This is a genomic window from Alicyclobacillus sp. SO9 (assembly GCF_016406125.1).
GTDB lineage: Bacteria > Bacillota > Bacilli > Alicyclobacillales > Alicyclobacillaceae > SO9.
This window is the reverse complement of sequence record NZ_CP066339.1, coordinates 2632498-2656588: the sequence shown is the minus strand read 5'-3', so window position 1 is coordinate 2656588 and position 24091 is coordinate 2632498. Positions and strand designations below refer to the sequence as shown.

Genomic DNA, 24091 nt, shown 5'->3' with positions numbered 1-24091 from the left:
ATTGTGAATCTTTCTAATCGATAACTGTCAAATTATTTGCACGCCCTCCTTGCTGCAACAGGTACATCTTGTGATACAGTCCTTCCAGTGAAAGCAGTTCTTGGTGAGTTCCTCGTTCAATGATTTCTCCGTGATGCAAGACCAGTATCAAATCTGCATCCTGAATCGTGGAAAGGCGATGAGCGATAGCAATTGTCGTTCTTCCTCTCTGCATGCGTTCAAGTGCCAACTGAATCGCTTGTTCCGTCTCCGTATCGATGGACGACGTGGCCTCGTCCAGCACAAGGATTCTAGGTTCATCTGCCATAGTGCGAGCAAAGGACAGCAATTGACGCTGCCCTCCAGAAAACTGCGTCCCTCGTTCCCCGACCTGTTCTTCGTATGCATGGGGAAGACGCTGTATGAAGGAATGGGCTTGCACAAATTCCGCTGCTGCTTGAACCATGTTGTCGGATATATCACGTCCAAGGCGAATATTGCTCTTAACATCCCCTGCGAATAAGAACGCATCCTGAAGTACGAGACCCAACTTGGACCGGAGTTCCATCTTTGAAAATTGGTTAAGAGGGTGTCCGTCAATCGTGATTGTTCCACTACTGGGTTCATAAAAATGCAGCAGCAAGTTAATGATTGAACTTTTTCCGCTCCCTGTGTGCCCGACAATTGCAACAGTCTGTCCTGGATGCGCAGTGAACGTAATGTTTTTTAAGACCTGCGTCTTTCCATCGTAGGAAAAATCCACACCGTCAAAACACACTTCGCCGTTGGTGATACTTGGGATCTCTCGAACAACGCTCTGACCTAATGAACTGGTTCTAGGGTCTGCATTATGACCTGCGGGAACATCGGCACTCTCATTTAATCCCGTTGTTCGGGCGGCCGCAGACCCTTGGCCTGATCTGTCGTTGTCTGGCATATGCAGAGGAGAGAATTCCGTCTCGTCGAGCAATTCGAACACACGCCTGGATGAGGCGATGGCTTGTTGCAGCATATTTAACTGCATCATCATCTGGTTAACGGGCTCGAAAAACCTGTCAAGATAATTGACAAAAGCGTACAGAACGCCAATGTCCACAAACCTGGTAAACGACTGAACCCCAAACACCGAGAGGATTAGTATTAGGGTAAGCAAATAGACGACATCAACCAAAGGTCGCAACAGTAGACCATTTAAATACACGTTTTTGAGTCGGGCCTCTTTATACTCGTCATTTATCTGCTCAAATTGGCTTTTCAATCGTTGCTGCTGGCGCATAGCTTGAATCAAGTACATTCCTTGCAGCGACTCACTCAACTTCGCGTTGAGCGCACTCAACTTGTGACGAGCCAACAAAAACACCGGAGCACTGAACCTTCGATAGGCTTGCATAATACCAAAGATGACTGGAACGAGGACGAGGCAAAGCGCAGCTAGACGCGCATCTAGCACAAACATCGACACGAAAATTCCAATCAACAAAAACGAACTTTGAACAAAGGTTGAGAGCACGCTCACATACAGTTCCTTAATCGCTTCTGTGTCGTTGGTAATTCGAGACACCAAAGACCCTGCTGGTTTTCGGTCAAAGAACGCTAAGCCCAGGTACTGTAGGTGACTAAACACATCCACTCGCAACCGTTGAATAACTTTAAGAGCAATTTTCTGAAACCATATCAGTTGTACGAAGTTTAACAGGCCTGCAGCAACCTGCAAAAATAAATAACCTCCGCCAAGAAGTGTCACGGGTAAAGCAGGGAAGACCCGCGGCCGAAGATAATTATCTATGTAAACCTTAATCAGAATAGGACCAACCACATCAGAAGAAGTCGCCAACAACAAAATTGTTACGGCGGCGAGAAGAAGCTTCCAGTGGGGCCTTAGATATGAGAGCAAACGCGCGAAGATTTGTCTGTCCCCTACCTCTTGGCTGGGCCCTAAGGTCTCCCGTGGAGTCATATTCGGCCCCCTTCCTCAATCAGTGATTCAAGCTGTTGCTGACGATACATCTGACAGTACCAACCGCCTTGTCTCATGAGTTCTTCGTGATTGCCTTGCTCGAGAATGGCTCCGTCGGACAGGACCACGATGACATCTGCGTGTTGAACTGCACTCAGTCGATGCGCTGTGATGATTGTCGTTCTATCAACCCGGTCAACCGTCAAACTCTGCAAAATCTCATTTTCAGTCTTCGCATCGACGGCGGAAAGGCAGTCGTCCAAGACGAGAATCTCGGAATCAAGCAACAGAGCTCTGGCGATGGAGATTCGCTGCTTCTGACCGCCAGAGAGGGTGACACCGCGCTCACCGACTAGGGTGTCATACCCGTCTGCGAAACCCAGTATGTCTTGATGAACTGCAGCGATGGAAGCAGCCTTGTAAATCTCTTCAGTAGCCGCTGCGGGTTTGCCAAAAGCGATGTTTTCACGGATTGTCGCAGAGAACAGAAAATGGTCTTGTGGTACATAAGCAATGCTGGCCCGCAACGCATCCAAAGTTACATCGTAAATCGATTGTCCGCCAATAACGATGTCACCGCTGTGGCAATCAAACTCACGTAAAAGCAGTTTCAGCAATGTTGTTTTTCCAGCACCGGTTTTGCCCACCAACCCTAAAGTCTTGCCTTTTTGCAACTGAACTAAAATGTCTGTTAACACGGACTGATGTGAATTCGGATAAGCGAAGGAATCAATGCTAAAGTTAAGGTCACCTGAGGGCCGCTTCTGACTAGCCCCGGCCTGATTGACAATGTCCGGTTGCACTGAAAGTAGTTTTCGAACCCTGTCATAGGAGGCTCGACCTCTCTCCACAATATTGAATAACCACCCAAATGCCAGCATTGGCCAGATTAGCTGCCCTAGATACATTGTAAATGTAGTCAACTGCCCGATTGAGAGTCGGCCGTGAATGACAAACAAGGAACCAATGGAAACAGTGAGAAAAAACGACACTGCAACGACAATCCCGATAGTCGGGTCAAATAGTGCGTCAATCTTTGCCACAGCCATGTTCTTGTCAACCACATCTTGAGACTGAGCCTGAAATGCAGAGTTCTCTGATTCTTCCTGACCAAAAGCCTTGATAACTCGAACGCCCGAGATATTTTCCTGTACCTTATCATTCAAGTCAGCGAAGGCTGCCTGCGCCTTATGAAAATGACGGTGCATTAATTTTCCGTAATAGCTCGTGAGAAGCGCCATGAACGGCATGGGGGCAAGCGCAACCAAAGTCAACTTCCAACTCAAAGTGAACGCCATAGTAGCTGTAACCACGGTGCCTGTTGTGATTGAGTCAACTAAGGTCAGTATTCCGTCTGTGCCAGTCTGCTCAATGGCCTGGATGTCATTTGTAGAATGGGCCATCAAATCGCCGATGCGACGATTATGGTAGAACTGCGGTGACATCTTGGAGAAATGAGCATACAGCCTGCTCCGGAGGATTGTAGATAACTTAATGGCTGCGCCAAACAACATGACTCTCCAGAAAAAACGCAGTACGTAGATGAGCACACCGGTTCCCGCTATGTAGAGAATCCAGCGGAGCAGCAGGACTGGTGTCAGGGTACCCTTGCTAATTTTGTCTACCGCACTGCCGACAATCTGCGGCGGAATCAAATTGAGCAACGCCACCAGAATAAGCAGGAAGATGCCAGACATGTAACGCCACTTGTTCGCTTTAAAATACCACATTAAGTCCCAAAACACTCGCATGAATCTCTCTCCTTATGTGCATCATCTATTTTACCCGTTTCCGTGGATGGAGGAAATGAGTGTTTGAATGAGGGATTTCATTCTGATTCCAGAGTACAGATGTCTCATTCCAGATTGCACCAATGATTCAACACCAATGATTCAAGACTAATGTAAAGGGCAAACTAAACTATGATTTAGAGATTCTTTTTTTGAGGAGCTTTCCACGATGTATGGAGTTAAACACCGTCGAATTTCATTCAAGCAAGTGCTAAATACTGTCGTTAAAAGCCTTGTAATGGGAACACTCGAGCACAACATTGGTGCTTTGGGAGCGATTATCGCATACTTTGCTTTTTCATCCATGATTCCACTGTTATTACTGCTTGTATTCAGCTCCTCCCACGTCATTCCAACATCCATTGTGAATCAGTTTATTGATGGAATAGCCAAGTCTTACATACCTAATCTGCCTGATTCAAATGAGGTCTTACAAGCTAACCTGTTTCGCCTTGAACACTTTGGATCAACCATAGGCATTGTAGGGCTCTTAGGACTCTTGTGGCCTTCAGTGGGGGGGTTTGTCTCCTTCCAGTACATTCTTGATAAAATTTGGGGAATCCGGAAACGGCGGTCTTTCTTTTCTCAATATGTTGTGGGATTTTCTATGCTGATCCTCTTGATTGTACTAACGATTGCCTCAGCACTGATGTCCAGTGTGACACCGTTCCTCACCCGATTCCTACGAGACACTCCGTTTACAGAGTGGACGCGTACCACGCAGTGGATTGGAAGAATTGCATTCCCACTGTTCCTCTTTGCTACATCCTATTTCTGTTACCGTTTCCTTCCTTCACGACAATTGAAGAACCTTCACCTTGCCATTGGTGCCTTGGTGTCCACCTTGGGCATATACCTGTCAAGAGGCGCTTTCATGGTCTATACAGCCCATTTACACCACTACAAACTCATCTATGGGACTCTGACATTTTTTATGCTGTTGGTGTTTTGGATTTACATTGTCAGTGTCATGATGCTGTTTGGCGGGGAAGTAGCTGTAACCCTTACCAAGGTGCTTACTCCAGACGATGAAATGTAAGACTCGTCCTCACAAGGCGTCCCTGTACTTATATGTGAATGCGGGCACTTGCCGACAAAACTGAACAGTTGTATGCATACGCTGGACGTAGGCTATTGCGTACGCTATGGAATCTCTCTTTTAAATTACGTGGATGCGGATAGGAGTGACACTATGGCCTCGGAAGCACTGAAGGCATTTCGGAAAAAGATGCTGAATCCTATGCACTGGCGAACAGTCAACAAGACGATGGTTCAATATACCAAGAGTGAGTTACAGCAAGTCGATATGGCTGGAAAACTAATGGAGGAACTTGCTCAGGAACTGAACATTAGACTTTCCAAGGAAGAGAAGCGGGAAGCAGCAAAGTGGCTCGTTTCAAAGCAGGTGGATCCGAAGAGCAAACGAGATCGGCTTAGGATTTGGAAGTACATCAAGGGTGACTAAGCACCGGGGCTCAATCTGAAATTCGGTTGCAGACTTTTGTAGACCAACTGACGATGCCGTTCTGACAGACAAACGGCACAAATTGAATAGCATGTTCATACTGTGGTACTTTATTTGTAGTACAAAGTACAATTTAAACGGGAAAGGAAGCGTCAACATGCTCCGCGATGTAACAGTCTACACCACTTCAACCTGACCTTACTGCAAAATGGTTAAAAGGTTTTTAACCGAAAAGAATGTGGAGTTTGAGGAAGTCAATCTGGAACGACACCCTGAGCAGGCAATGCAGGTCTTTCAGACCACGGGTCAACGCGGGGTACCGCAGACGCGAATTAAAGGCGAATGGGTCTTAGGATATGATCCAGATCGTATCAACAAGCTGATACAAACCCTCTGAGCGCATCAGAGGGTTTTTTAAAGTATCTGGTGAAAGGCACTTCGTATTGGAGACTGCTGCCACTTGTCAATTCATTGGTCAGACCGTGCGCTTCGAAATTCAGAAAAATTCGGCTCACCCGTATCTTTTTGAACCACTCAATCGTTTATCAGATAACAGTTAAAGAAGGGAGGCGTTTTCGTTGAGCCAAACAAGTCAACGGCAGGTGGCAAACTCGCAGCAAAGCAAGTCCGCCAGCAACAGCAGCATCACATCAATGTATACACCGTTACGTCGATACTGTGAGTTTTTGTGCTCGTCACCGCATGATGCCGAAGATTTGTTGCAAACAACACTCCTTAAGGCACTGCCAGTCTTGAAAAATGAGAAGTACCACCCCAATGTACCCGCACTGCTGCGTCGAATTGCAAAAAACACATGGATAGATAGTCTTCGCAAAGATGCACCAAGTCACCTCTGCGAGCCGCAAGAACTGCGCAGTGTCGCCGTTGCAGACAACACAGATACTGCAGATGTATTGGACGCTTTGCAAGTATTGATGCAGAGATTGACCGCGCAACAGCAGGTCGTGCTGCTGTTGTGTGACGTTTTTCGGTACACAGACAGAGAGGCAGCAGCGTTGCTAGAGACAAGTCCGGGTGCTGTAAAAGCAACGTTACATCGGGCTAGGTTACGACTTGTACCTGTTCAACAGGATACAGAGGTTGCACCAAGGGTAGATGAATCACAAATAAAAATTCTGGACGCCTATGCTGCCGCATTTCAATCCGCAGACATTCGCATGCTGGTGCAACTATGCCAAGACGGAGTCCTTGACCCAGTACAAGCCACCGGTACAGCGCTTACCGTGGCGGAGACTTTGATTCCGAATCAAACGGATTCGAGAACGGATAAGACTTGGAGGACCACTTTATACGACAGGGCAGCTTAATCTGACGATAAGAGGAGTGATAAGCATGGCATTGATTCCGTATGTGATTGAACAAACGAGTCGCGGGGAACGAAGTTATGATATCTATTCAAGACTGTTAAAGGACCGAATCGTCATTGTTGGCTCGGAAATCGATGACGCACTGTCTAACGCAGTCACAGCACAGTTGCTTTTCCTCGCTGCTGATGACCCAGACCGGGACATCCAGATGTACATCAACAGTCCTGGAGGATCTGTCACCGCTGGCTTCGCAATTTACGATACCATGCAACACATCAAGCCGGATGTAGCAACCATTTGCGTAGGCATGGCAGCCAGCTTTGGGGCCGTGTTGCTGACAGCCGGTACAAAAGGTAAACGATTTGCATTACCGAACAGCGAGGTCATGATTCATCAGCCGCTGGGAGGAGCAAGAGGGCAGGCCTCTGACATCAAAATCCATGCGGATTGGATGCTGAAAACTCGTGAGAAAATTAATGCCCTCTTGGCGAGACATACCGGGCAGCCGGTAGAACGGATAACGGCGGATACTGACCGAGACAGATTTTTGAGTGCAAGCGAAGCAAGGGACTATGGACTGATTGACGAAGTCATTGTCACATGATGCTCTTTCAACCAAGACGGAGGGGACGAAATGCGAGTTCTGATATTGGGAGGTACAGAGTTTCTGGGCAGGCATCTTGTGGATGCCGCCCTTCAGCGCGGACACGAAGTGACACTTTTCAACCGCGGACAAAGCAATCCTGATTTATTTCCTAATGTTGAAAAATTAAAGGGCAACAGAGATGGAAATCTGCACGCGCTACACGGTCGAACTTGGGATGCGGCGATTGATACCAGCGGCTATATACCACGAATTGTGCGGGACTCAGTCAATTTGCTGAAAGATGCGGTAGAACACTATACATTCATTTCAAGCATCTCCGTTTATGCAGACTTCTCCCAAACTGGCATGGATGAAAATGGCGTCGTCGAAACCTTACATGACAAATCGAATGAAAACATTTCAGAACACTACGGTGCCCTAAAGGCTCTGTGCGAACAGGAGGTTACACAGGAGTTTCGAGGACGTGCGCTCATTGTCCGGCCGGGGTTGATAGTAGGACCGTTCGACCCGACCAATCGCTTTACTTATTGGGTCAGGAGGTTCTATCAAGGTGGAAGCATACTCGTCCCAGAGCCGCGTCATGCAAAAATTCAATTCATCGACGCACGGGACCTGGCAAACTGGACCATTCGCTCTGTCGAAAAGCACCTGACAGGCATATTTAACGCAACGGGGCCAGACTACGAGTTGACTATGGGACACATGGTGGAGATGCTGGGAAGGTTTCATCACAGCTCGGCAGAGGTCGTATGGGTCAGCGAAGAGTTCCTGTTACAAGAAGATGTACGAGAGTTTGAGGAACTACCGCTGTGGATCTCAGAAAAAACGAACTGGCCTGGTTTCATGACAATTGACGTCAAAAAGGCCACCGATAATGGACTGTCATTCCGTTCACTTGAGGATTCCATTTTAGACACTCTTCACTGGGAACTGACCAGGCAGCCAGGCCTTCAAAGCACTCGACCACAGAGTGCAGGGCATGCGGGGATGCAGCGAGAAAGAGAGGAGCAACTGCTTCACAAATTCTTCTCAAAGAGCTGACGAAAACAAGTGTCCGCAGAACAAACGCAGATCGCTCTCCATTTTGACAACAATAAATCCAGCGCATACTGCGCTGGATTTATTGTGATACGAACTAGTATGACTAGACATGGAGCGGATGACGGGGGTCGAACCCGCAACTTTCAGCTTGGGAAGCTGATGCTCTGCCAATTGAACTACATCCGCACAAATGATTGCTGTAATCTGCGAAAGACAGTATACATCGATTTCTGTTCGTTGGCAAGTACCTCAAAGCGTTAAGTATCTAACAGCCTTGTCGAAGCATGGTGTTCTGCTGAGACTCACGTATTGTCTGCTGTTCCGGTGTGATAATGAAAAATGCCAAAAGCAGAAAGGGTATTCCCCATGCCAGCCACAGTGCCGTTGTTTTCCGTTTCTCCTCTTCGGTTTTCTTTGACTGAATATCGATTCCCACCAGAGAGTAGATAATTAGAAATACCGCCACTCCGTGACGTGCTTCTTCCTCGGCCTGGCGGAGTTTCGATTTTTGGTCGCTCGTTCGGCTCATCATTATCCCCCACTTATGCCTGTCCTGACAAGGCCTTGTGAACAGCGCTATTTGGCTTCAAATCGGGAACGGAAAACGTACCCGAATTCGACGTCCTAGAGAATCATACGTAAGATTTTTAGTGCTTGACCCGGCATTTTGCGGAATCTTTCATCCGCACCTTCTCGCGAGTCCCCAATGAGGGGAAGGACTGCTCCCTCATTGGGCGAACGGGGCAGGGGACATTCGCGTATTCTGTAAGTGACGCAGGATTAAAGGAGGCTCGGGTGATGAACGAATTCTGGAACCAGCAGACGAATGATTTACGCGGCGGTGTGCCCTGCGCGGGTGCTATACCGCATCATTTGGTTTACACCGAGGAAGCCATGTATCGTCGGATGCGAAAGCTGGAAAAGAAACTTGACCAAATGATTGACCTCATGGAGAAAAACAATCAATTGCTTGAGTCCTTGGCAATCGCTCAAAAAAGCGCCCCACAGGGCGGTGCCGGCGGAACAGTTGTTGTGCGAATGTAATGCATTTTATTCCCTTGTTTATTGATGGGGCTGCGCAACTGCTATATGATGACAGTGCCCCCACAACAAGCCTTGCTCTAAGACCAAAGAAGGGATTTCATCTATGATTCTGACGATTACCCCTGGAGAAAACGGGAGAGTACTAAGGAACCTGTTGCAGTCCAAGTATAAGATGTCGCGAAGACTGCTTCGGCAGTTGGTGCAACAAGATGGGATTCAGCGGAAAAAGGAGACCGTGTTTCTGAATCAGCACGTAAATGAAGGTGACATAATACTTGTTACGTTACCTAACGAGTCCTCCAGTCTGGAAATGAAACAGATGGACCTTGACATCCGATACGAAGACGCTGAAATTCTTATTGTCAATAAATCGGCAGGAGTCCTCTCTCATCCAACCGCCTGGGAACGGGAGGACTCCGTGCTGTCGGGACTGCTTCACTATTTATCACCAGAGGAGCGCATCCCGCACTGTGTTCACCGCTTGGACAGAGAGACATCCGGTTTGGTTATGTTTGCGAAACATGCCCATTACCATCATGTATTCGACTATGCCTTGCAACACGGCCTAATGCACCGTAGTTACACTGCACTGGTGCATGTCTCAGAAGCACAGAAGTCCTCGTTCACGGACGACGACTGGGGCAAATGGAGAACAATTCGACTTCCAATTGCTATCAACAGAAACCAACCCTCACGTCGTGTCATCTCCATGGATGGACAAGCTTCGGTGACTCATTATCGGCCCATCATCATAAGGAATAACGTAGCACTGGTTGAATTACGGCTGGAAACGGGAAGGACACATCAAATCAGGCTTCACTTGGCGTCAATCGGGCTTCCTATCATCGGTGATCCGCACTATGACTGGTCCTACTGTATGCTTCCCGGCGGACAGGAACGCGCACGAGACAGTAATGAATTTGCAGAGTTAAGTCAGCTCATCGGCCGCCAGGCACTGCATGCATTTCGTCTGACCTGGACACACCCTGTGACGAATGTAACAGTCAGCGCCAGTGCCGCACCGCCAACTGATTTCCGCTTTGTCGCACGTTCGCAGGGCATCACCGACAACGAATGGGACCTGGCAACAGAGCAGCTGTTCTCCTTAAGCTCGCCTGACTAACCTGGCTTTGATAAGATAGTATTTGCGACTCGCTATTTTTCTTATAACGAGAGGAGTGAGAATGTGTCATTAGGAAAACATCAAGCGGATCTGAAAACGCTTATTTCATCGCACGGCGGCCCAGGTTTTGAGCAGGGCGTTGGTGCGTCGGTTGAGGAGATGTTTCGGCGTTACACGAACAATGTTTCAAAGGATGCAATGGGCAACCTCACGGCAGTTGTCACGGGTACTGGTGAGGGCCCGCGTCCGCGTATCATGCTGGCAGCACATATGGACGAAATCGCCCTCGTGGTTTCAAAAATTGACAAAGGGGGATTTTTGCGTGTCGTTCAAACAGGTGGTTTTGACCCGCGAACGCTTGTCGGCCAGGAAGTGGTCGTCCATGGACGTATGACGCTTCACGGAATCATCGGGTCCAAGCCGCCTCACCTGACTTCTCCTGAAGAAAGAAAGAAAGCGGCACCTCTGGAAGACCTGTACATAGATACAGCAATGCCCGAAGACCGCGTACGCGACCAAGTTCGCGTTGGCGACAGAATTACTGTGTACCGGGAGCCGATGGACCTTCTCAATCATCGTATCAGCGGGAAATCACTTGACAATCGAACAAGTGTTGCGATTTTGCTGGAGTGTCTTCGACAACTGAAGCAAATGCGACACACTGCTGACGTTTATGCTGTAGCCACCGTTCAAGAGGAAGTACACATGCGCGGCGCTCAGACAGCAGCTTATGCAATTAACCCGGACATTGGCATCGCAGTGGATGTCACATTTGCAGATATGCCTGGTCAAGACGCGGATGAAAGTTTCAAGATTGGACAGGGTCCAGCAATAACAATGGGGCCGAACATTCACAAAAAGGTATTTCAAAGACTGACCGAGACAGCCAAGGAACATGGTATACGCTACCAAATTGAACTGTCCCAAGGTCCGACGGGGACCGATGCAAACAAGATTCAAATCACCAGGGACGGTGTCGCGACCGGCCTGCTTGGTATTCCGATTCGTTACATGCATACGTCTGTAGAAACGGGATCGTACGAAGACATTGTTGAATCAAGCCGGCTTTTGGCGCACTACATTGCAAGCGTAGATTCTGAATATGTGGAGGGACTCTCATGCTATTGAAACAGTTAACCGAAGCCATGGGGCCGTCCGGATTTGAAGACGAAATCAGGGATGTGATTTGGAGGCGAGTCAAGGATTCGGTGGATGCACTGTACACCGATGTGCTTGGGAGCTTGATTACCGAAAAGAGCACCAGCTCTCAGGGCCCGAAGGTAATGCTCGATGCACATATGGACGAAGTCGGGCTCATGATTGTTCACATCGAAGACAGCGGCCTGCTGCGGTTTCGGGCCGTAGGCGGCGTAGATCCGCGAATTCTTGTATCCAAACCGGTGGCCATTGGTGCAGACCGCATTATGGGCGTCATCGGCGCAAAGCCGATTCATTTGCAAAAACCGGACGAACGGCGTCAGCCGTTAGGGTTTCACCAATTGTACATAGACATTGGTGCCGTAGATAAGGAAGATGCCAACCGGGTTGTCCAGCCTGGAGATGTAGCGGTGTTTACGACGAAGTACGGTGAAATTGGTGATAACTGTGCCAAGGGAAAATCCTTTGACGATCGCGTTGGTTGCGGCATCCTCACCGAAGTCCTTCAGGATTCCTACGCCTTGCCTCTCATTGGTGCTTTTACCGTACAAGAGGAAGTCGGTCTCCGGGGCGCCACGGCAGTGGCACATCGGGTACAGCCGGATATTGCCATTGCACTTGAGGGGACTATCTGTTTCGACGTTGTCGATGCACCTGGTCACGGTCAAGGTACCATCCTTGGGCACGGACCAGCCTTCACCGTCTTTGACGGACTGACCATTGCTGACAAACGCTTCCTTGATTTTATGGTTTCCATTGCGCAGAAGAACGATATTCCGTATCAGTTCCGCCGCGTAAGAGGTGGCTCCAATGACTTCGGGTCAATTCATCAGACACGAAACGGGGTTGTTGGAGGAGCGATTTCAGTTCCAGTACGATATATTCATGCACCAGCCCAGATTATTTCCCTTGATGATTATCAAAATTCAATCCGTCTAGTGAAAGCCATCCTGCATGAACTTGCTGCAGGGGCGTGGACGGATGCTGCAGCATCAAGCCTTTAGAGGAGGGGTTATGTTGAGAGAGCTGATTACAAAGCTGGCAGGTTTCACTGCACCATCAGGATCTGAGCAGGCTTTGGCAGAATACTTGCTTTCCATTGTGAAGGACTACGCCGACGAAACCTATATCGATACACTGGGAAATGCCGTGGCACACAAGCGTGGAGACGGCCCTCACACATTACTTACGGCACATATGGATGAACCGGGTGTTATGGTAATTCACATTGATGACTGTGGATTTTTGCGCCTGGTGAGTGTAGGCAATCTCGCGCCGACGCAATTAATTGGCCGCCAAATTCTGTTTTCGAACGGAGTGCACGGCGTATTGCAGGCCGAACAAGTAAAAGACAAGGAAGCCATCACCTTTGACAAACTGTATGTCGACATTGGAGCTTCTTCCAAAGAAGCCGCACAGGACAGTGTTTATATTGGTTTGGCAGGCGTCGTTACCGAAGAACTGGTTAGTATCGGCGACCATGCTCTTAGCGGACGCGCACTGGATAACCGCGTAGGTTGTGCTGTCGCTATTGAAGTGTTTCGACAGGCTGCAGCAGACGGAAAACAGGTCACGCTGGCGTTTACATCACAGGAAACTGTTGGAAACCGCGGCATCAAAACCGTCGCACACCGCGTACAGCCGGATTGGGCGCTGGTCATAGATGGCGTGCCAGCTGGTGATACACCGGGATCGAAACGAATGGAAGTAAAACTCGGCAAAGGACCCGCTGTAAAAATCATGGATAAGAGCATTGTCGTGCCCGTCGCAGTCAAAGACCATCTGATTGACGCTGCAAAATCGGCAAACGTTGATGTCCAATTTGAAGTGCGCCCAGACGCTGGTTCTGATGCTGGCACACTACACTTGTCTACTACAGGAATTCCAACCGGAGGAATTTCCTACCCGGTTCGCTATGTCGACTCCAGCAGTCCAATTGTCGACTTGCGGGATGCAGAACAGTGCGTGCAGATCTTGCTGAAGGCGGTTCAAAGCAAGGCCTGAGCAAAGGAGGAAAATGCGGTGCCAGAAGCCCTGATTGTGATTGACTATACCAATGACTTCATCGCTGACGAAGGCAGCCTGACATGCGGACAACCCGGTCAAGACGTAGACAAATACATTACGGACCTGACGAAAAAGTTCGTTCAAGACGGAAGACTTGTAGTCATGGCAGTCGATGTACATGACGAAGGAGACCCTTATCACCCTGAGACAAAGTTGTTTCCTCCGCATAACCTGCGGGGTACAGAGGGAAGAAAACTGTATGGACAACTCGGCACATATATCACCGAATTGGCGGATGCGGGATTCCCGGACAACTTTAAGTGGATGGACAAGACTCGTTACAGCGCCTTTGCTGGTACGGACTTGGAATTGACGCTTCGCTCCCAAGGTATTACCCAACTCCACTTAGTAGGAGTCTGTACGGATATCTGTGTGCTTCACACCGCAGTAGACGCCTACAACAAGTCTTTTCAGTTGACTATTCACAGTCAGGGGGTAGCAAGCTTCGACCCGCAAGGACACGACTGGGCACTCCGGCACTTCTCAGATACTCTTGGAGCAAGCATTATTTAATCCAAATATGCGGGCAGCACTGCGACGGAGGTTGTCAGGCTGCCCCATCATTCCTGATACAGTGTAACGGCACATTCATGCTCCTAATGTGCTATTTAGTCCGTGTCATCCCGAAAATTCTGACATACTCCTTCCACCCAGACGCTGTTTGAACCCACAAACTCCCACAGACCAATTCACAAAAACTCTGACAACTCGCCTGAGAAATTCTCACCCGCGGAATGAAACGTGATATAATACAACAAATCTTTTTCTGATAGAGAGAGTGGGGAGAAAACACATGATACGCTATCTGAGCGCTGGAGAGTCCCATGGACCACAACTGACAGTCATCGTCGAAGGATTTCCCAGCCGCATGCACATTTCAAAAGCAGAAATTGACGAACAACTGCGGCGCAGACAACAAGGATACGGCAGAGGCCGCAGAATGCAAATTGAAACAGATACGGTTGAAATAACAAGCGGTGTACGGTTTGGGCAGACTATGGGCACACCCATCACAATGCTGGTCGGAAACCGCGATTTCAAAAATTGGCAGGAGAAGATGTCGGTCTGGGACGAGGCACCGGACAATTTGAAGCAAGTCACACGTCCCAGGCCTGGGCATGCAGACCTGGCTGGGGCGATAAAATACGATCACGAGGATATTCGCAACGTACTCGAGCGAGCGAGCGCTCGAAACACTGCAACCATGGTTGCAGCAGGTGCACTGGCTCGCCAGTTGCTGGAGCAATTTGGGATACAGGTTGCGGGACACGTCGTCGAAATCGGCGGTGAACAAGTCAGAGAGGTTCCTCATGACTTAACGACTTTACGACAACAGGCGGAGCAGTCTGTTGTTCGGGTCGCAGATAAAACGACGGAAGCCGCTATGATTGAAAAGATTGACGAAGCAAAAGAACGCGGAGACACTGTTGGCGGGGTTTTTGAGATTGTCATTGAAGGCTGCCCTGTGGGGCTGGGAAGCTTTGCGCATCCTGACAGAAAACTTGACGGCCGTCTTGCAAGTGCAATGATGAGCATTCAGGCTATCAAAGGGGTAGAAATCGGACTCGGTTTTGAGGCTGCACGACGGTTTGGATCAAAGGTCCACGATGCAATCGAGTACAATGGGTCCTCATATGTCCGCCCGAGTAACGGAGCCGGCGGGTTGGAGGGCGGTGTAACCAACGGACAGCCAGTTGTGTTGCGTGTTGCCATGAAACCTATCAGTACCTTGTATAAACCCCTGCATAGTGTCGACATGCTGACAAAGGAGTCAGAGTTGGCCGCGGTAGAGCGTTCTGACTATTGTGCAGTGCCAGCGGCTTCTGTTGTTGGAGAAAACGTAGCTGCCTGGGTGATTGCGGACGCATTTCTTGAGAAATTTGGCGGGGATTCAATGGAGCAAATCCGAGATAACTTTCATGCCTACCAAGAACGGGTGGCGAAACGATGACGACACAGTTGACGGTGCACAGTCACAGCCACTCCTACCCAGTTGTCATCGGAGCGGGACTTCGAAGAAATGCGGGAGGCTGGTTACGAGATTTAGGTGTATCCAAAGACGCGGTGGTGATGGTGGTTACGGATACAACTGTTGTGTCCAACGGTTACCTGGAACCTGTGCTGGCAAGTTGTCGCGCCGAAGGATTTGCAGTCCACGCTCACAGCATCTTTCCCGGGGACGCAAGCAAATCCCTGCAGACGACCGAAGAGCTATACAACGTTCTGCTCGATGCAGGACTGCGGCGCAACGGCATCATCATTGCCCTCGGGGGCGGAGTCGTCGGTGATTTGACCGGATTTGTTGCCTCAACCTTTTTACGGGGCATTCCGTTTGTCCAAATGCCAACAACATTGTTAGCTCATGACAGCAGCATTGGCGGGAAGGTTGGAGTCAACTTGGAACGCGGCAAAAATCTGGTTGGAGCTTTCTATCCTCCTTTGGCTGTACTGTATGACACTGAAACCCTGCAGACACTGCCGGAAGCTCAGTGGCGAGCGGGAATGGCTGAAGTCATCAAGCATGGTATCATCGGAGACCCTTCGCTATTCGAGAGACTAGAAGCTCTCCCCTATGCGTCCATCCCCTCTGCTTCAGAAGTAGAATCATTACTCAGTAGTGCAATCAACGTAAAGAGAGCCGTAATTGAACAGGACGAACAGGAAAAGAACCTGCGTATGGTGCTGAATATCGGGCATACTGTCGGCCACGCCATTGAACAGTATTCCAATTACGGACTAACCCACGGTGAGGCGGTTTCCATTGGATTAACGATTGAATCCCGTATTGCAGTAAATCGCGGTATGCTTTCAACAGAGAATTTTACACGAATAAGACAGACACTGATGAATCACGGTCTGGCCGTGCAAGCGCCAAACTATCCATTTGACGCTTTGGCTGCTATTTTGAACTTTGACAAGAAGCACAGTTCGTCTGGCAGTTGGACTTTCGTTCTGCCCGAGGATATTGGCAAAGTGACAATTGTTCAGGACGTGGCATATGGAGAAGTAGAGAGGTCCTACATGGAGATGTTGAAACAGGAGGCAAGCGAATGACATTGTTAGTTCGGGGAATTCGGGGAGCCACTACTACAGCGGAAAATTCTGCTGCAGAAATCTACACAGCCACGCGAGAACTGCTGGACAGAATGATTATGGAGAATGACATCGAAGCAGAAAATGTTGTCAGCATTATGCTCACAATGACGCCAGACCTCAATGCAGACTTTCCAGCAAAAGCCGTACGCAGTCACCCAGATTGGCAGTGGGTACCGCTCATGTGCTCCGTCGAAGTTAACGTACCACAGTCACTGAAAAAGTGCATTCGCCTGCTGCTGCACGTGAACACAGACAAGAAACAGCAGGATATGGTTCATGTGTACTTGAGAGAAGCGATTCGTCTGCGCCCGGATCTTGCCGGTGAAGACAATGCCTAGTCTGCACTAAATTCGGGTTGACGTGAGACCTCTTTCGACATATGATTACCACTATAGTTGTTCATGGAACTTCTATAGCAGAGTGAGTTGAGATGAGAGCTTGTATCTACAATAGGAAATCAGTTGAGTACAGTTGAGCCGAGACAACGGGTAAGTTGCATGCTGCCATCAGCATCCGCAGGTTAGGTTCACGTACCTAACGTGTGGTTTTTTATTTATCCTGTCGGTTTCAACGGTGCAAACAGAGTTGAGAGGAGCCGAGTAAAATGCATGAATTTATTCGCACAACACTAAAATCTGTTGCCAACGGAAATACCCTGACAGCAGACGAAGCTGAGACATTCATGAATCTGCTCATGGAAGGACAGAGTTCGCCTGTGCAAACAGCTGGACTGCTGGCAGCCATGAGCGTCCGCGGTGAAACCGTGGCGGAAATTGTAGGTTTTGCCAAAGCAATGAGATCGCATTCTGTGCACATTGATGTGCAACATGACATTGTAGATACCTGCGGTACCGGCGGCGATGGTGGACACACTTTCAACATATCCACGGCAAGTGCCTTTGTTGCGGCTGCAGCAGGAGCTTATGTGGCTAAACACGGGAACAGAGCGGTATCAAGCCACAGCGGCAGTGCGGACGTACTGCAGGCCTTAGGTGCCAAAATTGATATCGGGCATTCGGAGGCGACCCTGTGTTTGGAAGACACCGGTGTCTCCTTTCTCTTTGCACCCCAATACCATCCTGCCATGAAACACGCAGCACAACCCCGTCAAGAGCTGGGTTTTCGCACCATTTTCAACATCCTCGGACCCCTTACCAATCCTGCAAACCCACAGCGACAAGTTTTAGGCGTATTTCGTGCTGACCTAGTTGAGAAGGTCGCTGAGGCTCTGTCCCAGCTTGGCAGCAAACATGCACTCGTTGTTCACGGACACGGGGGCATTGACGAACTTTCTATAAGCGGAGGCACGCTGGTGGCAGAAGTCAAGGACGGAAAGGTTAAGACTTTCACACTACAGCCTGAAGATGTGGGTTTGAAGCGAGCACCGCTGTCGGAAATTACGGGAGGGAATGCTGAAGAAAACGCAGGACTCATTCGAAATATATTCACAGACACGAACGGACCGTCCCGGGATATTGTAGCCTACAACGCCGGTGCTGTGCTTTACGTCAGCGGCTTGGCTCAGAGCGTGCGAGAGGGCGTTGAAAAAGCGCAGCATGCGATTGCTGCGGGCAAGGCTATGCGTGTTATGCAAGGGTTTATTGATGCAACTCACATGTATAGCAACGTGGAGGTCGCACAGTGAGTGAATTTCTATCCAAGATTCTTGAAACAAAGCAGATTGAAGTTGACGCGTTGAGGCACCGGAAGGAATTGATGGAGCCTGCGGTGCGTACGTCACAGGCAGGGTTTGCTGCCAGCATTCGAACCGGTGCACAGTTGTCCATCGTGGCTGAGGTGAAAAAAGCCAGTCCGTCGAAAGGACTGATCCAGCCCAACTTCAATCCAGTCGCTACGGCCACTCTGTACGAAGCTTACGGGGCAGCTGCCATTTCTGTCTTGACGGACGAACAGTATTTTCAAGGAAGCATAGAGGACCTTGCTGCTGTGCGAGAACAGGTCAAAGCTCCGATTTTGCGAAAGGACTTTATCATTGATGAGGTCCAGATTCATGAAGCTGTAGCAGCTGGTGCTGACGCAGTCCTCTTAATCTGTGCAGCGTTGCCTGGAGACCGACTGCACGAGTTGGCTGACCATGCAAAGGATTGTGGACTTGACGTGCTTATCGAGGTACACCGCGAAGGCGAACTTGAAGCAGCTGTGAGTGCAGGACCTTCAGTGCTTGGCATCAATAACCGCGATTTGAAGTCATTCCATGTAGACTTAGGTGTAACTGAGCAGGTGATGAAACTGGTGCCGTCTGACTTACCGGTCATCGCCGAGAGTGGTATTAAAACCCCAGACGACGCGAAACGAATGGCAGCAGCCGGTGTTGACGGTCTGCTTGTTGGAGAATCTCTGATGCGACAGGCTGCTTCAGACAGGCAGCTAAAAGACTTGTTTGCTTCCCTTCAACAGCCAAGACAAAGCCAATTGTCTGCCAGAACAGATGGAGTTCAACGATGACACAACTCAAAATCTGCGGGATCCAACCTGGAGACGATTTGTCTTTTACTGAGGAGCCAGCAGTCCATTACATCGGAATTATTTTTGTAAGAAAGAGCCGGCGTTACGTGCATCCAGTCAATGCCAAACTCATTCGCGAATCCGTTCACCAAAGTTGCAGAACGATGGGTGTATTCGTCAATACTCCGGCACGTGAAGTCATGCAGACAGCAAAGACTGCGAAGTTGGATGGAGTCCAATTGCACGGCAGTGAGACCGTAGCAGACTGCCAAGTTCTGCAAAAGGCGGGATTGAGAGTTTGGAAGTCCGTAACGGCTCACGGGCACCAGGACCTTCAGAGGATGAGAGAGGCGGTTTTACAATACAGTGCGGTTACAGACGCAATCCTGTTGGATGCGCCTGCTCCCAGCAACGAAAGCAATGAAGGGGTCACAGGCGGCTTTGGCCTGCAGTTTGACTGGTCCTTATTGCCCCTGCTCTTTGATGACGACTTTTTGGCTAAAATGCCATCTAGTTCGGAGATTTGGATTGCTGGCGGTCTCAAGCCGGCAAACCTTCATCAATTGCGAAAGTATTGGCACCCGTTTGGGATTGACGTGTCTTCAGGTGTAGAGGAGAACGGAAGAAAATCCCCACAACGTATTTCAGACATGATAGAGGCGGTGAAACAACTTGACTGAAGCGCTACCAGATATGAACGGACGGTTTGGGGATTTTGGTGGAAGGTTTGTCCCAGAGACCTTAATGCCCGCACTGCACCAACTGGAACAGGACTTTAACCACTATATTGCGGATCCAGAATTTAATCGGGACTTAGCATACTATTTGCGGCAATATGCAGGGCGCCCTACGCCTCTGTACTATGCAGAACGCCTGACCGAGCACCTTGGGGGCGCGAAAATCTATCTCAAACGCGAGGATTTAAACCATACTGGTGCTCACAAAATTAATAATACTATTGGGCAAGCATTATTGGCTAAATACACTGGCAAGAAAAAAATCATTGCTGAGACCGGTGCTGGCCAGCACGGTGTCGCCACAGCCACCGTTGCAGCTCTGTTCGGCCTGGAGTGTAAGGTGTTTATGGGTGAAGAGGACATGCGACGGCAGGCCCTAAATGTCTTCCGTATGAAAATGCTTGGCGCAGAAGTGGTGCCTGCACTGTCCGGTACGCGAACATTGAAAGACGCAACCAACGAGGCCATAAGGTACTGGGTTGCTCATGTAGAAGACACGTATTACATTATTGGATCGGTCGTCGGCCCCCATCCTTATCCACAGATGGTTCGCGAGTTTCAAAGAATTATTGGAGACGAGACCAAGGAACAGATGGCTGAAGTTGAGGGCCGTCTGCCTGATACTGTGATGGCGTGCGTGGGCGGTGGAAGTAATGCAATGGGGATGTTCTATCCGTTTATTGAGGATACATCAGTGGCACTCGTGGCGACAGAAGCTGCAGGTAAATCTGAAGAAGGAGCAATGCACGCATTGAGCCTTGCAAAAGGGAGACCTGGTGTTCTGCACGGATCAATGACGTACCTGTTGCAGGACGAGTTTGGCCAGGTACGACCGGCCTATTCCATTTCGGCAGGCTTGGACTATCCCGGAATAGGGCCGGAACACGCGTGGTTGTACTCAACCGGACGCGCCGCATATCACCCAATTACGGACAAGGAGGCGTTGGACGCCTTTTATCTCCTGTCGAAACTTGAGGGCATCATTCCAGCACTTGAGAGTGCGCATGCGATAGCACAGGCCATAAAAACTGCACCACATCTGGAAAAGACTCATTCAATGGTCATTTGTCTGTCCGGACGCGGAGATAAGGATGTTGAGCAAGTGGCGGCTCTGGAACAGAGGGGGGCGGACCAACAATGAACAGAATAGAGAAAGCATTTCAAAACGCGCAGCGGTCCGCAGCCTTCATGCCATTTTTGACCGCCGGTGACCCAACGTTTGACATGTCTCTCCAACTGTTCGACGCTGTTTTGACGGCGGGTGCTGACATCGTAGAGATTGGTGTTCCATACTCCGATCCGTTAGCAGACGGACCTGTGATTCAAAACGCATCATTGCGCAGTATTAAGGCAGGGTTCTCCTTGCCGGAGGTTTTTAAATTGGCGGCGGAACTAAGGCACCGCCATCCAAATAAAGGGCTGGTGTTATTTACCTACGTGAACCCCGTCCTGCAGTTTTCCCCGCAAGCGTTCTTTCGCGAAACGGCGAAAAGCGGCGCGGACGGCGTAATTATTCCCGACTTGCCTTTTGAAGAAACAGACAGGTTAAGAGACCATGCAACTGCCAATGGCATTGCATTGATTCCCCTAATTACACCTGTGTCCTCCGAACAGCGGATACAACGCATTTGCGAACGAGCAGAGGGGTTTGTCTACTGCGTTTCGGCCCTCGGCGTAACAGGCGAGCGCCAGTCCTTATCGCAGCGCGTCGAAGAAATGGTGGACACCGCAAGAAGGTATACTTCTCTGCCGCTCGCCGTCGGCTTTGGAGTCAGCACCCCAAGCCAAGCAGCAGCCATCTCCCAGTATGCAGACGGAGTGATTGTTGGAAGTGCTGTTATTAGGCGGTTAGAGCAAGCACTGGCGTCAGTGGAATTAAGTGATAAGATGGCTACAGAACGAATTATTGAGCAAGTTGTCCCATTCGTGAGCAGCCTGATGGGGGCAATGAACGCATAGAACGGCCAATTTCCTAAACAGAGAGGAAGTGGAGAAATGATTGTGGTTATGAAAAACGGAGCAACGAAGGTACAGGTACAGGATGTGGTAAAGGTGCTAAAAGATAAAGGATTAGGCGTACACGTCTCTGAAGGCGAGGAACAAACCGTCGTAGGTGTCATCGGAAATAAGCAGAAGGCATTGGAACTGCCGCTGGACAGCATGCCTGGGGTAGAAAAGATGGTCTCCGTCAGCAACCCCTTTAAACTTGCCAACCGGGCATTCCACCCCGACAATACAGTGGTCCAAGTGGGTTCAGTGAAAATCGGTGCGGGCCAACCTACGGTGATGGCGGGGCCCTGTTCCGTTGAATCGAGAGATCAGATCATTCAAGTAGCCCAAGCGGTCAAGGCGTCCGGGGGGCATATCCTGCGGGGAGGGGCTTATAAACCGAGATCGTCCCCGTATTCGTTTCAAGGACTTGGAGAGGAAGGACTCAAGTACTTGGCACTGGCCCGCGAAGCAACGGGACTGCCGGTGGTCTCTGAAGTCATGGAGCCCGACTTGGTGAATCTGGTCGGAGAATATGTGGATATCTTTCAAATCGGTGCAAGAAACATGCAAAACTATCCGTTGTTAAAAGCAGTCGGAAAGACTCAGAAACCGGTACTCTTAAAAAGGGGACTTTCAGCAACTATCGAAGAGTGGCTGATGTCGGCGGAATACGTTCTATCGGAAGGAAACCCAAATGTCATCCTGTGTGAGCGAGGTATTCGCACCTTTGAAACCTACACTCGTAACACGCTGGACTTGAACGCAGTTCCAGTAGTACAGCACCTGTCTCATTTACCCGTCATCGTGGACCCAAGTCACGGTGTCGGCCACTCGAGGTATGTCAATGCCATGTCGCGGGCTGCAATTGCTGCTGGAGCAGATGGACTTATCGTTGAGATTCATCCAAATCCGACAGAGGCTTGGTCCGACGGTGCCCAATCCTTAACGTTGCCGGGATTTGACAAGATGCTTCGTGAAGTACAACAAATCGCAGCCGCCCTTCACAGCGAAGATAACAGTATAGACGAAGAAGTCGACTATGCAACACAAAGATGACGAACGGTGTGCTGAATTCAGACCGCGCTCAATCCTCATTGTTGGGTGCGGTCTAATTGGCGCCTCCGCGGCATATGCGTTGCGTGAAAGACTGGGTCATGCCTGTGTAATAGACGGAGTGGAAAAAAGCGAAGAGCATCGAACTATCCTGCTGAGAAGCGGCAGATTCACGAATGTCTTCTCCGCATTGCCTGCCCCCGAACAAAAGTACGATTTGGCAATTTTGGCGTTACCTGTTTCCACGGCTGTTCAGTTCATGCACAAGGTCTCCCAATTGGCGGACATCCTGATGGACGTGTGCAGTGTGAAGTTGCCGCTGTGTCATGCTGCGCAGGCACTCCATCTTGAAGAGCGGTTTGCACCAACCCACCCCATGGCTGGATTAGCTAGCGAGGGGCCCTTAGAAGCGACGGCAGACCTCTTTACAAACCGGAGTTGGCTGACCATTGAAGGATGGCCTGCTGCCGAGAGACTTCGAACATTGATTGAAAGTATCGGCGCTGATTTCGGAACTGTTGCATCAGCGGAACAGCACGACAGTCTAATGGCTGTTGTCAGCCACGGTATACACCTCACATCTTTAGCCAGTATGCTGGCTTATCAAGATATGAAAGAAACGCTGCCCGCACTGAGTGCCAAGTACTGCGGCCCCGGGTTTCGCGACGTTACACGGTTGGCTGCTTCTCCATCCGGCTTTTGGACGAGCACCCTGCTGTTCAATCGCGTTCAAACGGCCACTCACCTAAAAAAGGTCATCAATGAGTTGGAGCATTTTGTCGATGTACTGGAACAAGGTGATGAGATTAGGCTGAAAGAAGCCCTTGAGAAGTCAAGAGCAGCCCGACTGCTCTGGGAAACGGAGAAGGGAAATACCAGTAATGTGTGAAGATTTTCTGAGTACTGTAAAAAACTCAGGGAGAAACTTATATTTCTGAAGATTTAGTCTTGACAGCGCTTCCATAACAATATATTCTTGAATTCGAAGGGTGTTATGTTCTGATTTCTCTCCACTCCTAGCAAAACCTATTTGGGGGCACACATTGTGCCTCTCTTTTTTTGTCCTTCCCTGGCAGCCTTGGTCACGAACTCCCCTCTTAATTTAGCAAATCCATACACGCTCATTGGTATACGTCATACTTCTCTAACTCATACTAGAGATATCGTGATGCATAGTGCTTAGCGGCA

General features: G+C 49.5%; 25 protein-coding genes and 1 tRNA gene. 22 read left to right on the top strand and 4 right to left on the bottom strand.

The window, feature by feature from the left end:
- Window positions 1–13: 13 nt before the first annotated feature.
- Complete coding sequence (locus GI364_RS12275) at window positions 14–1936, bottom strand: ABC transporter ATP-binding protein (protein ID WP_198849591.1); 1923 nt, start codon at window positions 1934–1936, stop codon at window positions 14–16.
- Entirely contained in the window at window positions 1933–3687 is a 1755-nt protein-coding gene (locus GI364_RS12270) for an ABC transporter transmembrane domain-containing protein (RefSeq protein WP_198849590.1), read from the bottom strand. Before GI364_RS12270 ends, GI364_RS12275 begins: the two co-directional genes overlap by 4 nt.
- Window positions 3688–3895: 208 nt before the next feature.
- On the opposite strand from GI364_RS12270, the gene GI364_RS12265 reads away from it, so the two are divergent.
- From GI364_RS12265 to GI364_RS12240, 6 genes are all read left to right on the top strand, one after another.
- Entirely contained in the window at window positions 3896–4765 is an 870-nt protein-coding gene (locus GI364_RS12265; RefSeq protein WP_198849589.1) for a YihY/virulence factor BrkB family protein, read from the top strand.
- Window positions 4766–4918: 153 nt separating this feature from the next.
- Window positions 4919–5191, top strand: a complete 273-nt coding sequence (locus GI364_RS12260) for a hypothetical protein (RefSeq protein WP_198849588.1) — start codon at window positions 4919–4921, stop codon at window positions 5189–5191.
- A 157-nt stretch (window positions 5192–5348) separates the two neighbouring features.
- Window positions 5349–5588 (top strand): glutaredoxin family protein, encoded by a 240-nt coding sequence (locus tag GI364_RS12255; RefSeq protein WP_198849587.1) that lies wholly within the window; start codon window positions 5349–5351, stop codon window positions 5586–5588.
- A 181-nt stretch (window positions 5589–5769) separates the two neighbouring features.
- Window positions 5770–6519, top strand: a complete 750-nt coding sequence (locus GI364_RS12250) for an RNA polymerase sigma factor (protein WP_198849586.1) — start codon at window positions 5770–5772, stop codon at window positions 6517–6519.
- A 25-nt stretch (window positions 6520–6544) separates the two neighbouring features.
- Entirely contained in the window at window positions 6545–7123 is a 579-nt protein-coding gene (clpP, locus tag GI364_RS12245; protein WP_198849585.1) for an ATP-dependent Clp endopeptidase proteolytic subunit ClpP, read from the top strand.
- A 30-nt stretch (window positions 7124–7153) separates the two neighbouring features.
- A complete protein-coding gene (locus tag GI364_RS12240; protein WP_198849584.1) occupies window positions 7154–8167 on the top strand; it encodes an SDR family oxidoreductase in 1014 nt (337 codons plus the stop codon).
- A 110-nt stretch (window positions 8168–8277) separates the two neighbouring features.
- On the opposite strand, the gene GI364_RS12235 is transcribed toward GI364_RS12240, so the two are convergent.
- Window positions 8278–8353: transfer RNA gene (locus tag GI364_RS12235), tRNA-Gly, on the bottom strand.
- A gap of 79 nt (window positions 8354–8432) precedes the next feature.
- Window positions 8433–8699, bottom strand: a complete 267-nt coding sequence (locus GI364_RS12230; RefSeq protein WP_198849583.1) for a hypothetical protein — start codon at window positions 8697–8699, stop codon at window positions 8433–8435.
- 266 nt (window positions 8700–8965) lie between these two features.
- Between GI364_RS12230 and GI364_RS12225 the strand changes: the two genes are divergently transcribed.
- The 16 genes from GI364_RS12225 (at window position 8966) to GI364_RS12150 (ending at window position 23792) form a co-directional block, all read left to right on the top strand.
- Entirely contained in the window at window positions 8966–9211 is a 246-nt protein-coding gene (locus tag GI364_RS12225; RefSeq protein ID WP_198849582.1) for a hypothetical protein, read from the top strand.
- 103 nt (window positions 9212–9314) lie between these two features.
- On the top strand, window positions 9315–10334 hold the full coding sequence (locus GI364_RS12220; RefSeq protein WP_198849581.1) for an RluA family pseudouridine synthase: 1020 nt from the start codon (window positions 9315–9317) through the stop codon (window positions 10332–10334).
- A gap of 63 nt (window positions 10335–10397) precedes the next feature.
- Window positions 10398–11462 carry a M42 family metallopeptidase gene (locus GI364_RS12215; RefSeq protein ID WP_233095767.1) on the top strand — a complete coding sequence of 355 codons (1065 nt, stop codon included), beginning with the start codon at window positions 10398–10400 and terminating at the stop codon, window positions 11460–11462.
- On the top strand, window positions 11453–12496 hold the full coding sequence (locus GI364_RS12210; protein ID WP_198849580.1) for a M42 family metallopeptidase: 1044 nt from the start codon (window positions 11453–11455) through the stop codon (window positions 12494–12496). Before GI364_RS12215 ends, GI364_RS12210 begins: the two co-directional genes overlap by 10 nt.
- Window positions 12497–12506: 10 nt before the next feature.
- Window positions 12507–13496: a zinc-binding metallopeptidase family protein gene (locus GI364_RS12205; protein WP_198849579.1), complete on the top strand. Its 990-nt coding sequence runs from the start codon at window positions 12507–12509 to the stop codon at window positions 13494–13496.
- 18 nt (window positions 13497–13514) lie between these two features.
- Complete coding sequence (locus GI364_RS12200) at window positions 13515–14072, top strand: cysteine hydrolase family protein (RefSeq protein WP_198849578.1); 558 nt, start codon at window positions 13515–13517, stop codon at window positions 14070–14072.
- Window positions 14073–14352: 280 nt separating this feature from the next.
- A complete protein-coding gene (gene aroC / locus GI364_RS12195; protein WP_304503158.1) occupies window positions 14353–15510 on the top strand; it encodes a chorismate synthase in 1158 nt (385 codons plus the stop codon).
- Window positions 15507–16613 (top strand): 3-dehydroquinate synthase, encoded by a 1107-nt coding sequence (aroB, locus tag GI364_RS12190; RefSeq protein ID WP_198849577.1) that lies wholly within the window; start codon window positions 15507–15509, stop codon window positions 16611–16613. The genes aroC and aroB overlap by 4 nt, the downstream gene beginning before the upstream one ends.
- Window positions 16610–16993 (top strand): chorismate mutase, encoded by a 384-nt coding sequence (gene aroH / locus GI364_RS12185; RefSeq protein WP_370541777.1) that lies wholly within the window; start codon window positions 16610–16612, stop codon window positions 16991–16993. The genes aroB and aroH overlap by 4 nt, the downstream gene beginning before the upstream one ends.
- A gap of 266 nt (window positions 16994–17259) precedes the next feature.
- Window positions 17260–18300, top strand: a complete 1041-nt coding sequence (trpD, locus tag GI364_RS12180; RefSeq protein ID WP_198849576.1) for an anthranilate phosphoribosyltransferase — start codon at window positions 17260–17262, stop codon at window positions 18298–18300.
- Entirely contained in the window at window positions 18297–19121 is an 825-nt protein-coding gene (gene trpC / locus GI364_RS12175; RefSeq protein WP_198849575.1) for an indole-3-glycerol phosphate synthase TrpC, read from the top strand. Before trpD ends, trpC begins: the two co-directional genes overlap by 4 nt.
- Window positions 19118–19801, top strand: a complete 684-nt coding sequence (locus tag GI364_RS12170) for a phosphoribosylanthranilate isomerase (RefSeq protein WP_198849574.1) — start codon at window positions 19118–19120, stop codon at window positions 19799–19801. Before trpC ends, GI364_RS12170 begins: the two co-directional genes overlap by 4 nt.
- A 13-nt stretch (window positions 19802–19814) precedes the next feature.
- On the top strand, window positions 19815–20999 hold the full coding sequence (trpB, locus tag GI364_RS12165; RefSeq protein ID WP_198853982.1) for a tryptophan synthase subunit beta: 1185 nt from the start codon (window positions 19815–19817) through the stop codon (window positions 20997–20999).
- On the top strand, window positions 20996–21817 hold the full coding sequence (gene trpA, locus GI364_RS12160) for a tryptophan synthase subunit alpha (RefSeq protein ID WP_198849573.1): 822 nt from the start codon (window positions 20996–20998) through the stop codon (window positions 21815–21817). The genes trpB and trpA overlap by 4 nt, the downstream gene beginning before the upstream one ends.
- Before the next feature lie 36 nt (window positions 21818–21853).
- Window positions 21854–22906, top strand: a complete 1053-nt coding sequence (gene aroF / locus GI364_RS12155; RefSeq protein ID WP_198849572.1) for a 3-deoxy-7-phosphoheptulonate synthase — start codon at window positions 21854–21856, stop codon at window positions 22904–22906.
- The gene (locus tag GI364_RS12150) at window positions 22890–23792 is read left to right on the top strand and encodes a prephenate dehydrogenase (protein WP_198849571.1); all 903 of its coding nucleotides are present in this window, start codon (window positions 22890–22892) and stop codon (window positions 23790–23792) included. Before aroF ends, GI364_RS12150 begins: the two co-directional genes overlap by 17 nt.
- The last annotated feature ends 299 nt before the right edge of the window (window positions 23793–24091 follow it).